Genomic DNA, 13,180 nt, shown 5'->3' on the forward strand with positions numbered 1-13,180 from the left:
TTCAGCGCCAGGCGGGGCGGTCCGTCCCCCACCGCGACGGCGGACGGGCCCACGTCCGGGGTGCGCCGTCGTAGCGCACCGGCGGGAGGGCGTGGCGGAGCTCCCCGTAGGGCGAGGCGGTCCGGGTCAACCAGGGCTGGGGTTCGTAGTCCTCGCCGTCCAGCGGCTCGGGCCGGATGCCGCGCTGTAGCCACGACGCGGTCCCCGCCAGGGAAAGCCGCACGTGGCGGCCGCCGCCGGAGCTGTGCCGCTCGGTGAGCGCTCGCAGCACCGCCGCCGCAAGGAGGTAGCCGGTGCCGTGGTCCAGTGCCTGCGCGGGCAGGACGCCGGGATGGCCATCCGCTGTGGCTTCGGTCATCGCGATGCCGGTGGCGGCCTGGACAAGGCTGTCGAAGCCGCGCCGCCCCGCCAGCGGGCCGGACCGTCCCCACGCGTCGAGCTGCGCGACGACCAGGTCGGGATGCCGTTCCCGCAAGGCTTCCGGGGACAGCCCGAAGCGGTCGAGCGCGCCGGGGCGATACCCGGTGACCACCACGTCGGCCGAGCTGAGCAGGGCCTCCACCACGACTGAGTCCGCGAGGTCGAGCACCGTGGAGCGCTTGCCCATGCCGGTGTCGGCGTGCGCGTCCTCGCTCTCCGGGAGCTGCGGGCTGTCCACGCGCAGCACGTCCGCGCCGAGCAGTGCGAGGGTGCGCGTCGCGACCGGTCCGGCGATCACCCTGGTCAGGTCCAGAACCCGAACACCGTTGGCGGGCAAGGAGGATGGTGGGAGCGCCTCGGCGTCGCCCTCGCCGAGCAGGCGGGTCTCGACGAGCGGATGAGTGACCTCGCTCGGTGTCGAGCCGACTGCGACAGTCAGGCCACCAGCGGCGTAGACGGTTTCCTGGAGCCACTGGGCGTCGTGCGAAGCCATCTTGTCCGACAACAGCTTCTTCAGTGCATTGTCGTCGCCGGTGTCGGGAATGCCCAACGCGCTCAGCAAGCGGGAGCGGTGATGCGGATAGTTGGCGTGTGTGCGCACCCAACCGTCTGCCGCGCGCCAGAATCCCGACAGCGGCGCGAAGGATGTCGGAGTCCGGCCGTCGATCTGGAGGTGCCGTTCGCTGACGAACGCCGTCGCCACCGCTCCCTCGTGCACCCGTACCGAGGGCACCGGCGCGCTGTTGCGCAGCGCCAGGAGTTCCGCCGCCGCCAACGAACACACACCGACCGTGGCGCGCGCGAGTTCCCGCACCGGTAGGCGAGCCGGGAGAACGCCTCGTGCTCCTTGGTAGGACACCTTGCCGACCAGTTCGTGTTGGCCCCCGAGTGCGGCCCAGGCGTCGGCCGTCGCGCTTGTCATGACCCCATCTTTGTCATGAGAGCGGCATCGACGGTGCTGTGCAGTTCGTCACGAAGGTAGCCGCATTCCCGGGCAGGACCGGCGTTCGAGAAGCTGTTGTGCGCTGACCGGCTGCTCGACGTCGACGTGCTCCACGACCACGTTCAGGTGGGCTGTCGATTCCGCGGTGGTGGGTCGATGGCCTCGACTGGACGGTCCTGAGTGGACAGTGCTTCGGAGGTCGCCGCTGCTTCTGGTGCGTTCGTCGTGCCCTGGCCGGATGCGGGCCGGTCACCGCTCCGGAGAGGGTGACCGGCCCGAGTCTTTGTCAGCTCTGTCCCCAGACATCGGTGACGAGGCAGTTCCAGACGCGGTGGCTGCGGTAGTCACCGCCCTTGACCGACGTGGTGAAGTTCTTGCAGGCGTTGCCGGTGTAGATCGTGAACTCCTTGTCCGACCCGCACCTGTTGTGGAAGTACACCGTGGTGCTCGCCTGGAACCAGCTGCCCTGCACGTAGGAGTAGGAGAAGCAGCCGGTCGTCCCCTCGTACCGCTTCTCGCCCGCGGAGGCGGGGCTCGCCGCGACCCCCATGGCTCCGGCGGTGAGCAGGGCCGCGGCCAGGACCCTTGCGGTCTTGCGCATGACACGTCCTCAGTTCGGTGGTAAACGGACGGCGCATGATTACAGATAACCTTCCCGTCTGCCCCTGCTCGCGGTCCCTTTTGCTCCATTGTGGACATTTGTGCGTTGGCGACCAGGGTTTTCACCCGGGCGGGAGCCTCGTGGGCTTCCGGCTGTGACCGAAACGAGCCGGGTTTCCCCCGTCGTGATCGGATCCGACCACCGGCCGGGTAGTCCGGCGTCATTCCCACGGCAGCTCGTGTTTCCGGCCCGCACCATGTGATGACGCGTGATCACGCGGAACGACATCGGTGCTGGAGGTAGGAATGCGGCTGCGCTGGCGGTTCGGGGCTGGACTCGTCGCACTCGTCGCGATGACCGCGACCGCGCTGCCCGTCCAGGCGGGGGAACCGCTTGAGTACGTGGCGCTGGGCGACTCCGCCGCGGCTGGGCCGCTGATCCCGAACCAGGACGTCAACCTGCTGTGCCTGCGCTCCGACCGGAACTACCCGGCGGTCGCGGCGAAGGTGCTCGGTGCTCGGCTGACCGACGTGACCTGCTCCGGCGCGACCACGAACGACCTCGCCAGCCGCAGACTCGGCATTCTGCCGCCGCAGTTCGACGCCCTCACGAGCGGCACCGGCCTGGTCTCGGTGACGATCGGGGCCAACGACTCCGGTCTCTTCACGCACGCGCTGTCCTGCGTCAACCTGCTGCCGGAACCGATCGGGACGTCGTGCGCCGATCGGCTCACAGCAGGCGGGAACGACGTGCTCGCCGGAACCGTGGACGCCTGGGCGCCGAAGTTCGGTGCAGCGCTGGACGAGATCCGTCGGCGAGCGCCCAACGCCAAGATCCTGGTGACCGGATACGGAACCTACGTGCGCCCCAACGGTTGTTTCCCCGAGCAGCCGGTGTGGGCGCGGGACGCCAACTACCTCCAGGGCGTGATGGACAGGATCAGCTTGAGGGCGAAGGAACAGGCGACCGCACGCGGCGCGCGGTTCGTCGACTTCGCCGCGGTGACGGTCGGCCATGACATCTGCGCCGCGCCGGAGGACCGCTACCTCGAAGGTCTGGTCCCCGCGCACGCGGCAGCTCCGTTGCACCCCAACGCCGAGGGGATGGCCGCGTTCGGCAATGCCATTGCCGCGGCGGCCAGCACCCCCGGCGTTGTCCGGGCTACGCGGCGATCGACGCCTTAGCCGCGACGGGGTTTCCTTCCCAGCCGGTGTCGTCCGGCAGGGTCTCCCCGCGCATCACCAAGGAGTTCGCGCCGACGCTGCCGCCGGACCCGATGGCGGAGTCGAACAGCACCACCGAACGCGGCGCGATCGTGGCGTTGCGTCCGATGTGGATGGGACCGAGTCGCATGATCCGATCGTGGAACAGGTGGGTCTGCACCACGCAGCCACGGTTGACCACCGCACCGTCGCCCAGGGTGACCAGGTCGGGTTCGGGCAGCCACCGCGTCTCACAGTGCACACCGCGCCCGATCTTCGCGCCCATTCCGCGCAGCACCATGGAGAACAGCGGTGTGCCGATGAGGGCCGTTCCCGACCACCTGGTCACCAGCTCCTCGAAGAACACCGCGGAGAGCTCGTTGCGCCACACGAACGAACTCCACAGTGGACGTTCGCGTGCGATGTGCCTGCCAACGAGGAGCCACTTCGCGGCGGTGGCGATGAGGATCGCGGCCAGCGCGACCGACGGCAGCAGCCAGCAGGCGGTGAGCGCGGCGGTGACCACGCCCTCGGTCGTGACGAGGACGCTGAGCGAGGCCGTGATGAGCACCGCGAGGCCGTAGCTCACCATCACCGGAACGAGCCGGCAGGTCTCGATCAGCATCCTCGCCAGGACGAGGCGGCGCGGCGGGTCGTAGGTCCGGGTGCTGGAGACCGTCTCCACCTTGCGCGGCAACAACATCGCGGGCCTGCCGAGCCAGGACGAGTCCGCGATCATCTCGGTCGGCGCGCTGGAGAGCACCCCGATCAGCGACCCGTCCGGCACCGAGCGGCTGTGGCCGACCTCGGCGGAGTTGCCGATGAACGCGCGGTCGCCCACCCGCGCCCGGCCGATCAGCAACCAGCCCTCGCGCAGTTCGTACGGCGCCAGGTTCGTGTCGTCGGCGAGGAAGCTCCCCGAGCCGACCGACATCATGCTCGGCAGCCCGGTGACCGTGGAGACCTCGGTCCCGCGGCCGATCCTGGCCCCGAGCAGGCGCAGCCACGTCGACGTGAGCAGCCCGGCGTACAAGGCGAAAAGCGTGCCCCGTGCCCCGGTCGTCATCCGTTGCACCAGCCAGGCGCTCCAGCCCGCGAGGCTGTCCACGCGGTGGACGCCGGGCTTCAGAGCGAGGTTCAGCAGCCGTACCACCAGAACGGTCGACACGGCGTAGACACCGAGCGACCCCAGCGTCGCGAGCGGGACCGCCCACGCCGCCGTGACGAGCATCGTGGCGGTGCTCATCGGATTGGCGAGCAGCGACCCCAGCAGGAACGCGCCCGGCAACGCGGCGAGCAGGGCCAGGGGACTGGTCAGCAGGGGAGTGAACCCGTAGATCGCCCGCCACACCAACGACCTTCGCGCCGCGGTGCTCGGCCAGTCGCCGCCGCTCTCGCCGAGATCACGAGCCGGGGCGCCGCCCCACGTCCGGCCCGCGGGCACGGTGCCGCGAACCGCGCTGCCCGAGAGCACCTCGGCGTTGTCACCGACGACAGCGCCGTCCATCAACGTCGAGTGCGCGCCGATCCGGCTTCCCGCACCGACTTCAACCCTGCCGACCCGGACGCACTTGCTGTCCAGCCACCAGCCCGCCAGGTCGCTGTCCGGTTCGACGGCCGCGCGGTCACCGAAGGTCGCGAGGCCGGTGACCGGGGGAAGCGCGTGCAGATCGACGTGCCGTCCCACACGGCAGCCCAGTGCGCGTGCGTAGTGGCGTGCCCACGTCGTTCCCGTCGAGGAGGCGATGCCGACGGCGGTCACCCACCGCTCCGCCGCCCACAGCCGGAAGTGCGTCCACCCCGCCCTGCGGTGGTTCCCCGGGCGGATGCCCGCGGTGAACAACCGGGCTCCCGTCGAGGCGAGCACCACCCGCCCCGGCGATGTGAACAGCACCAACCAGGCGGAAACGACCAGGTACCAAGGCATTGTCGAGCTGATGCCGGGAACGCCGAGCAGCGCGCTCAGCTCGTTGAAGGTGACGACGACCAGCAGCAGGCGCAGGCCGGAGAAGGCGAACACGAGCATCGCGAACAACGACTGCGCCAAGCCGAAGAGCGCGAACGAACCCGGCTCGACGCCCGTCGGCTCGTCCGCCTCCTCGGCCCTCGGGCGCGCGTCCAGCTTCTCTGCGAGCCCTCGTACCGTCGGGTGCTGGTAGATGTCCGCGACCGACGCCTGCGGGAAGCTCGCCCGCAGGCGCGAGACCATGTGCGCCGCCGCGAGGCTGCCGCCGCCGGAGCCGAAGAAGTCCGAGTCCTCGGCAGGGGCCTGGCCCAGCACGGCCGTCCAGCACTCCGCGACGATCGCGGCCGTGCCGTCCCAGTCGGCGGTGGTCGTCTGTTCGAGCGGCCAGGGCAGCGCGTCGCGATCGACCTTGCCGGAGGCCCGGACCGGCATGGTGGGCAGAACGGCGAGCAGCGGCACGAGCGCGGCGGGAAGGTGCTCTGCCAGCTGCGCGCGGGCCCGCTCCTTGTCCAAAGTGGACTCAGGATCGTCGAGCACGAGATAGCCGACCAGCAGCTTGGTGCCGGTCTCCGTCCTGCGCACCACCGTCGCCGCCGCGGAGACCCCGGGCAGCGCGGCGAGCGCCGCGTCCACCTCGCCCAGCTCCACCCGGCGGCCACCGATCTTCACCTGGTCGTCTGCGCGGCCGACGAAGACCAGCCCTTCCGGGTCGGCCCGCACGACGTCACCGCTGCGGTACGCCCGTTCCCAGCCGAGCGACGGCAGCGGGGCGAACTTCTCCGCGTCCTTGGCCGGATCGAGGTAGCGGGCCAGACCGACGCCGCCGATGACCAGCTCGCCGGTCTCGCCCCATGCGACGGGTTCGCCGTCGGCGCCGACGACGGCGAGCTCCCAGCCCGCCAACGGGAAGCCGATCCGGACCGGGAGGTCCGCGCGCACCCGCGCGCCGCTGGCGACGACGGTGGCCTCGGTGGGGCCGTAGGTGTTCCAGACCTCCCGGCCCGGCACGTCGAGCTTCGCGGCCAGCTCCTGGCTCGTCGCCTCACCGCCGAGGATCACCAGCCGCACGCCGCTCAGGACGTCGGCGGGCCACAACCCGGCGAGGGTGGGCACCGTGGAGACCACGGTGATCTCCCGCTCGACCAGCCACGGGCCCAGCTCGGCGCCCGCCCGGACCAGCTCCCGTGGCGCGGGCACCAAGCAGGCCCCGTGCCGCCAGGCCAGCCACATCTCCTCGCAGGAGGCGTCGAAGCCGACGGAGAGCCCGGCGAGCACGCGGTCGCCCGGCCCCAGCGGCTCGTCGGGGACGAAGAGCCCTGCCTCCGCGTCCACGAAGGCCGCCGCGCTGCGGTGGGTCACCGCGACGCCCTTGGGCTTTCCGGTGGAACCCGAGGTGAAGATGATCCAAGCATCATTATCGGGAGCTGGTGGCCTGATCGGTCGCCGACGAGCTCCTTTTCGCAGCATGCGGAGTTCGCCGGACGGACCGGCGACCGCGCACACGCCCGCCTCCGCCCACAGCGTTTCCGCGCGTTCTGCCGGATCATCGAAGTCAATAGGGACATAAGCGGCTCCGATGGACAAAGCGGCGAGAATGCTCACATAGAGTTCGGCCGTTCCGGAGGGAATGCGAATTCCCACCCGGTCTCCGAGGCCGACCCCCTCGGCCCGCCACGCCGCGCAGAGCTTCTCCACCTGCCAGGACAACGCCTCGTAGGTCAGCACGGCCCCGCCGTCGTCAAGGGCGGGTGCGCCGGGATGGTCGGCGACCGTGGCTCGGAAGATCTCGACGAGGGTGCGCGGTTCGGGGGCGGTCGCCGCCGGGTAGATCGCCCTGCCCAGCTGAGTGCCTTCTCGGGCAGGGCCCAGCTGAGCGGCCAGTCCACTGGTCATGTGCGTATGCCTTTGTGCCGTTGATGTCACCGGGTTGTGCGGAAATCGGGCACGCCAAAGAAGCGAGCGTTGCCCGCCCGCGACTCCGGGTGCCGTTGTTGATCCCCTCGTGATCGAGTCGACCAGTGGAGTGTTAAAGGAATGTGTGAGTTGCGAGAGAAGACTCTGAACACGCTTACGCCAACCGGGTGCGACCCGCGACGCCACCAGCGCGTTCACGCCGCGGCCAGTTCACGGCCTTTTCGGATGGCACGGAACACCCCCCCCACCCCCTCAAACGCCATTCGCGGGCTTATGGACCGTTCTGGAGCTCCGAACAGGTCCATAAGCCCGCGAATGGCCGGGTTGGGGTGGGGGGAGGGGAGGGGAGGGGAGGGGGAGGGGTTAGTCGAGGTAGTCGCGGAGGACTTGGGAGCGGGAGGGGTGGCGGAGCTTGGACATGGTCTTGGACTCGATCTGGCGGATGCGCTCGCGGGTCACGCCGTAGACCTGCCCGATCTCGTCCAGCGTCCGGGGCTGGCCGTCGGTGAGGCCGAAGCGCAGCCGCACCACACCCGCCTCGCGCTCGGACAGCGTCCCCAGCACCGAGCGCAGCTCGTCCTGCAACATCCCGAAGGACACCTCGTCGATCGCCACCGCCGCCTCGGTGTCCTCGATGAAGTCGCCGAGCTGCGAGTCGTTCTCGTCGCCGATGGTCTGGTCCAGCGAGATCGGCTCGCGGGCGTACTGCTGGATCTCCAGGACCTTCCCCGGAGTGACGTCCATCTCCTTGGCCAGCTCCTCCGGAGTCGGAGTTCGGCCTTGCTCCTGGATGAACTCGCGTTGGATGCGGTTGAGCTTGTTGATGACCTCGACCATGTGCACCGGGATGCGGATGGTGCGGGCCTGGTCGGCCATGGCGCGGGTGATCGCCTGGCGGATCCACCACGTCGCGTACGTGGAGAACTTGAAACCCTTGGTGTAGTCGAACTTCTCCACCGCGCGGATCAGGCCGAGGTTGCCCTCCTGGATCAGGTCCAGGAACAGCATGCCGCGACCCGTGAAGCGCTTGGCCAGCGAGACCACCAGGCGGAGGTTGGCCTCCAGCAGGTGGTTCTTGGCCCGCTCACCGTCGCGGACGAGCCTGCGGAGGTCCCGCCGCAGCTGGTCGGTGAGCTCGGTGTCGCCTTCGAGCTTCTCCGCCGCGTAGAGGCCGACCTCGATGCGCTTGGCGAGGTCCACCTCCTGCTCGGCGTTGAGCAGGGCGACCTTGCCGATCTGCTTGAGGTAGGCCCGGACCGAGTCGGCGGAGGCGGTGAGCTCGGCGTCCTTGCGCGCCTGCCGCAGCGCCTCGGACTCCTGCGCCCCGTTCTCCTCGTCGTCCCAGTCGAACTCGTCCTTCGCCGCCGCTGTCACCGGAACTCCTTGTCTGCTTTGGCCTGTGCGCGGAACAGGTGCACCGAGACCGTCGCCGTGCCGCAGCCGAGCACCTCGGCGATGGCCTCGCGGTCCAGCCCGAAGTAGTGGCGCAACAGGTAGGCGGCCCGCTGCTTGCCGGGCAGGGTGTCGATGAACTCGAAGGCCAGCCGCAGGTCCGGGTAGTCCTCGACCGGGAGCACCCGGACGGTGTTGCGGCCCGTCTCCAGCTCCTCGGCCAGCTGGTCGAGGGAGGACCCCACGACGCGCCGGTGGTGCCGTGCCCGCTGACGCCACCGGTCCAGCGCCTGCTTGCTCACGATCGCCAGGTACCAGCTGCGGGCCCGAGCGGCGTCGCGCAGCGTGTGAATCCTTTGCGCCGCCTTGACGGTCGCTTCCTGGATGATGTCCTCGACGTCGTGCGCGGGGCCGAGTATCGACACCGCGGCGGCACGGGCGGCCGGCCGGTGCGCCGTGTACAACGGCTCCACGCGTGCCCAGTCAGGTGGCTCCCCGGCGCCGAGGTTGCTGGTACCGGGACTCAGCATGCGCGACCCCCTCCGTGCGACTGCCCTCCCACAACAGAGGCCACCGGAAGGAACGGGATCGCCACCGGAGCTATTCCTGAGGATCATCACGAGCTCCCCACCACGGCTCGGGGTGGCCGCCTTCCGGCCTGCCCTCACCCATTCAGACGCCGTGGCCCTGAGATCGCTTTACCGCTCCTGGAAAAGTTCTTCGCAGATGACGCGGGCCACCTCGTCGATGGCCGCGCCGGGCAGGTGCCGGGACGGCAGGAAGCCCTCGGGAACGTCGGCGCCGACGTAGCAGGAGGCGGCGCACGCCCGCAGCATGGGCACGTCGCCGGGGCTGTCGCCGACGGCCGCGATCCGCTCCAGCGGGATGCCGAGCGAGCGCGCGTGCTCCAGCAGCAGCGTGGGTTTGGTCGAGGAGAAGACGTGCCGGTCGCGGTCGGGTTCGGTCGCGATGACCGCGTCCACCCCGAGCTGTCTCGCGAAGTACTCGGCGTGGGCGGCGAAGGCCAGGGAGACGATCACGGTGCGGATGCCCGCCGCCCGCAGCGCCGCGATCCCCTCGGCGGCGCCAGGGGCGAGCGGGATCTCGCTGAGCGGCGTGAGGTTCCGCCCCCGAAGGTGGTGCCACGCCTCGACCCGCGCGGCGGCGATCTCCCGCTCGGTGCGCGAGCGCTGCCAGCCCGGCATCCGGTCGGCGAAACCGAACGCCTCGGCTGCGGTTTCCAGACAGGTGCGCCCTCGGGTGAGCGTGCCGTCGAGATCGAAGGCGACGAGCCGGGTCATGTCAGGAGTTCCTCGTAGAAGAACGGCATCGCGTACGCGCCCGAACGGACGGGGAGCGCGCCGCTGCGGATCGCGTCGAGCTCGGTGCGGATCCGCCAGGCGCCGCTCGGCTTGCGGACGGCGACACCGTGCCACGGGTAGATGCTGGTCTTCTTGTTGACCAGGTGGATTCCCCACTGGCCCGGTTTCGGGTGCACCGTTGCCCTGATCGCGTTCGGGTCGTACTTGCCCATCACGTCGGTGAGCTTCAGCGTGCACAGCAACAACGTGTAGGTGAAGGCGGCTTCGTCGGCGCGCTGCTCGATCCTGTGTCGCACCTGTTCGAGCTCGTGACCGGCGTTGGTGATCGACTCGTTGGTCAGCGCGGTGTTGAGCACGCTGGCGAGCAGCTGCGCGGTCTCGTTCCCGGTGTGCACGCTGGCGATGAAGTTCCGCACGAGGTACCTGCGGTGCGCGTCGTCGGCGTTGTCCCGCCACCACTGGCGCAGCTCGGGTTCCAGCGCCTCGCGCACCGCGTCGAAGTCCTCCTGCTCCGGAGCGACCACGTCGTCGAGGATGTCCACCGTCCGCACCGCCCCGTCCGCGCCGAGCGAGGCGATCATCCGGTCGACCTCCGTGCGGTACACCTGCGCTTCGTGCGCGCTGACCTCGAACAACGGCGCGTAGATCCGGCCCTCGGACAGGATGTGCACCACCGCGCCCGCCGGGTGCACGGCCTGGATCGCCTTGGTGATCTCGAACAGCCTCGCCAGGCACAGCAGCTCGGCCATGTCCGGCAGGTGCCGCCGCACCTTGAGCGGGTTCGGTGCCTTGAAAGGAAAAGACGGCAGGACGATCGAGATCGGCGTGTCCTCCCGGACGGCCGCGGTGAGCCGGTCGCGCCACAGCTCCCAGTTGTCCATGAACGCCGTGCCCTCGACGCTGCCCGCGCGGTAGCGCGCGGCGGCCATGATCTCGAAGATCCGCCGCGCCGGGTCGGCGACCGCCTGAAGGCGTCCCCAGCAGCTGCGAAGGAAGTTGTCCGCGTCCGAGGTCACCTGCTCCGCGAGCGCCGAGTAGTCGATCTCCTCCGACCGCCCCCACTGGCCGCGCGCGGGGAAGTCCGCCCCCGACAGCGGCGGGAACAACGGCGCGGTGGCCTTGGGGCTCACCATGACCGACCGGGGGTTGAACCGAATCCGCCCGGTGTCGTCGAGCAGGTTCGCGACAGCACGGTTCACGGGCACGTCGAGCACAATCGCCGACAACTCTCGCCAGTCCTTTCGCCTTGGAACGCCGGGGGGCCTAGCCCAGGTCTCCCGACGGGTCGGTGCTCGCCGCCGCCAGCCAGCCGGCCTCGGCGGCGGCCCGGTCGGCGTGCGGGTCCGCCACCGCGCGCAGCGCCACCTTGTTGATCTTGCTCATCGTCGACCGCGGCAGCTCCCGCACCGGGTACACCGCGCGCGGCACCTTGAAGTCCGCCAACGCCGCCGAGCACCGCTCGATCAGCCGTGCCGCGAGGTCGGGGACCGGACCGTCAGTGCGGACGAAGGCCACCGGGACCTCGTCCAGCTTGGCGTCCGCCCTGCCGACCACGGCGGCCTCCAGCACCGAGCTGTCCCGCAGCAGCACCTGTTCGACCTCGGACGCGGCCACGTTCTCGGCTCCGACCCGCAACACGTCCTTCGCCCTGTCGACGAAGGAGATGTGCCCGTCCGCGTGCGGCCGGACGAGGTCGCCGGTGCGGAACCAGCCGTGCTCGTCAAAACTGTCCACAGTGGCCTGTTCGTCGTCGAAGTAGCCGTCGAACAGCGACAGACCGCGAGTGCCGAGGACCAGGAGGTGGCCGGTCTCCTCCGGCTGCACCGGCGAGCCGTCCTCGCGCACGACGGCGATGCCGTACTCCGGAGCGGGCCTGCCGATGGCCAGCGGGCGGTTCGGCAGGTACGGGTCACCCGCGATGGCGTGCGCCACCGTCTCCGTCATGCCCCAGCCGCCAACGGTCTTCACGCCGAACCGCCGGTCCCACGGCGCGTCGGAGAAGCCGAACCCGAACCGCCGGTAGCTGTGCCTGTCGGGCGTGTCCATTCCCTCGATGGCCCTGATCGACAGGCCCATCAACAACAACCACGTGCAGCCCTCGCGGAGCGAGATGTCCCAGAACCGGCTCGTCGACCACTTCGGCGTGAGGACGATCCGGCCGCCGACCCAGATGCTCGGCAGGGTCGCCCCGCCGAGCGCGTTGGCGTGGAAAAGCGGTTGGTAGACCAGGTGGCAGTCCTCCGAACGGAGGCCGTGGTGCAGGGAGTTCACCCTGGCCGCCCACAGGGCGTTGGCGTGCGTCCACCGCACTCCCTTGGGGCGCCCGGTGGTCCCTGAGGTGTACTGCACGCTCATCAGCGCCAGCGGGTCGGGCGGCGCGGCGACGAGGTCGTTGGGATCAGCGGCCAGCGCGGCGAAGCTGTCGGCCCGCGTCGGCGGTGTCGCGGGTACCCCGGCGTCGTGGCCGGTGACCGCGATCCACCGCAGGCCAGGCGCGGCCGCACCGACCAGCGCGGCCAGGCGTGGCTGGGTGATCGCGGCGACCGCGCCGGAGTGCTCGGCGAAGTACCGCAGCTCGGTGGCGGTCGACCTGGTGTTGGTCGTGACCGCGACGGCGCCGATCGCGGCGCAGGCGAACCAGCTGACCAGGAACTCCGGGCAGTTGTCCAGGTGGATGAGCACGCGGTCGCCCGCGCGGATGCCCCGCCCGCTCATCCCGGCGGCGACCGCGGCCGCACGCCTTTCGAGGCCGCCGTAGGTGATCGTCTCCCCTTCTGCGGCGAAGGGGTGCCAGGTGATCACCGGGCGGTCCGGGTGCTCGGCCGCTCTGAGCTGGACCAGGTGCCACACGTTGGTTCCGGTGAACATGTTCAGCGCACGCCGCGGACTGCCCCAAACGGGCGCACTTCCAGGGAGCATGTCTTGCACAGTAGCCACGGTCGCCCGCCGGTCGAACGTGTTTCGGCACTATGAGCACGGCCACATCGCATTTCGTTCTCGGTTGGAATGCCCGACGCGCGCTCGACTGTCGCCATCTGATTCTGATGTCGGTTTCGGCAACGGTGCGGATTTCCTGGGATCTCTCTGAGTGGACCATCCGCATCGCGTCCACGGGGGTGACCATGGCTCGCGAATAGATCTCACTTCGGTCGGATCTATGCCTCTGGCCTGTGTTGATGTCGGCTGTGGGTGGACCGCGCCGTGGTGGGTCGATATCGGAGTTCGAAGGGGGCCGAAGTGTCCGTTGGGGTGGATGCCTGAACGCTCTGAGGCGGTTGGGAACTTTCTTCCTGCTCGCAGGCTGAAAGTCGAGGGGGTGATCGAAGGTGAAGGCTCGTGCGTCGAAATGTCATTCCGGCCGCAATTCCTGTATTCGCTTGTCGCCGAAGTTCCGCGCGGTGTTCCCGCTCGGCTGGTGAG

Annotated in this window: 9 protein-coding genes; 1 reads left to right on the forward strand and 8 read right to left on the reverse strand. The window is 69.9% G+C overall.

The features are described from left to right. Window position 1: 1 nt before the first annotated feature. Window positions 2-1,342, reverse strand: coding sequence for a CoA transferase (locus tag ACFFQA_RS17730; protein ID WP_377853123.1), 1,341 nt, complete (start codon window positions 1,340-1,342; stop codon window positions 2-4). Between the two features lie 307 nt (window positions 1,343-1,649). Beyond that, entirely contained in the window at window positions 1,650-1,964 is a 315-nt protein-coding gene (locus ACFFQA_RS17735; RefSeq protein ID WP_377853125.1) for a hypothetical protein, read from the reverse strand. A gap of 290 nt (window positions 1,965-2,254) precedes the next feature. Between ACFFQA_RS17735 and ACFFQA_RS17740 the strand changes: the two genes are divergently transcribed. Next, on the forward strand, window positions 2,255-3,148 hold the full coding sequence (locus ACFFQA_RS17740) for an SGNH/GDSL hydrolase family protein (RefSeq protein WP_377853127.1): 894 nt from the start codon (window positions 2,255-2,257) through the stop codon (window positions 3,146-3,148). Here ACFFQA_RS17740 and ACFFQA_RS17745 read toward each other — a convergent pair. From ACFFQA_RS17745 to ACFFQA_RS17770, 6 genes are all read right to left on the reverse strand, one after another. Next, entirely contained in the window at window positions 3,126-7,025 is a 3,900-nt protein-coding gene (locus ACFFQA_RS17745) for a Pls/PosA family non-ribosomal peptide synthetase (protein WP_377853129.1), read from the reverse strand. The genes ACFFQA_RS17740 and ACFFQA_RS17745 overlap by 23 nt on opposite strands. 384 nt (window positions 7,026-7,409) lie before the next feature. Beyond that, window positions 7,410-8,486 (reverse strand): RNA polymerase sigma factor, encoded by a 1,077-nt coding sequence (locus ACFFQA_RS17750; RefSeq protein ID WP_377853418.1) that lies wholly within the window; start codon window positions 8,484-8,486, stop codon window positions 7,410-7,412. Then, window positions 8,417-8,968, reverse strand: a complete 552-nt coding sequence (locus ACFFQA_RS17755; protein WP_377853131.1) for an RNA polymerase sigma factor — start codon at window positions 8,966-8,968, stop codon at window positions 8,417-8,419. The genes ACFFQA_RS17750 and ACFFQA_RS17755 overlap by 70 nt, the downstream gene beginning before the upstream one ends. A gap of 168 nt (window positions 8,969-9,136) precedes the next feature. Further along, window positions 9,137-9,739, reverse strand: coding sequence for an HAD family hydrolase (locus tag ACFFQA_RS17760; protein ID WP_377853133.1), 603 nt, complete (start codon window positions 9,737-9,739; stop codon window positions 9,137-9,139). Further along, complete coding sequence (locus ACFFQA_RS17765) at window positions 9,736-10,965, reverse strand: L-tyrosine/L-tryptophan isonitrile synthase family protein (protein ID WP_377853135.1); 1,230 nt, start codon at window positions 10,963-10,965, stop codon at window positions 9,736-9,738. The genes ACFFQA_RS17760 and ACFFQA_RS17765 overlap by 4 nt, the downstream gene beginning before the upstream one ends. Before the next feature lie 58 nt (window positions 10,966-11,023). Beyond that, window positions 11,024-12,679, reverse strand: coding sequence for an AMP-binding protein (locus ACFFQA_RS17770; RefSeq protein WP_377853137.1), 1,656 nt, complete (start codon window positions 12,677-12,679; stop codon window positions 11,024-11,026). Window positions 12,680-13,180 lie beyond the last annotated feature (501 nt).

The sequence above is a fragment of the Allokutzneria oryzae genome (assembly GCF_042429765.1).
In the GTDB taxonomy this organism is placed as follows: domain Bacteria; phylum Actinomycetota; class Actinomycetes; order Mycobacteriales; family Pseudonocardiaceae; genus Allokutzneria; species Allokutzneria oryzae.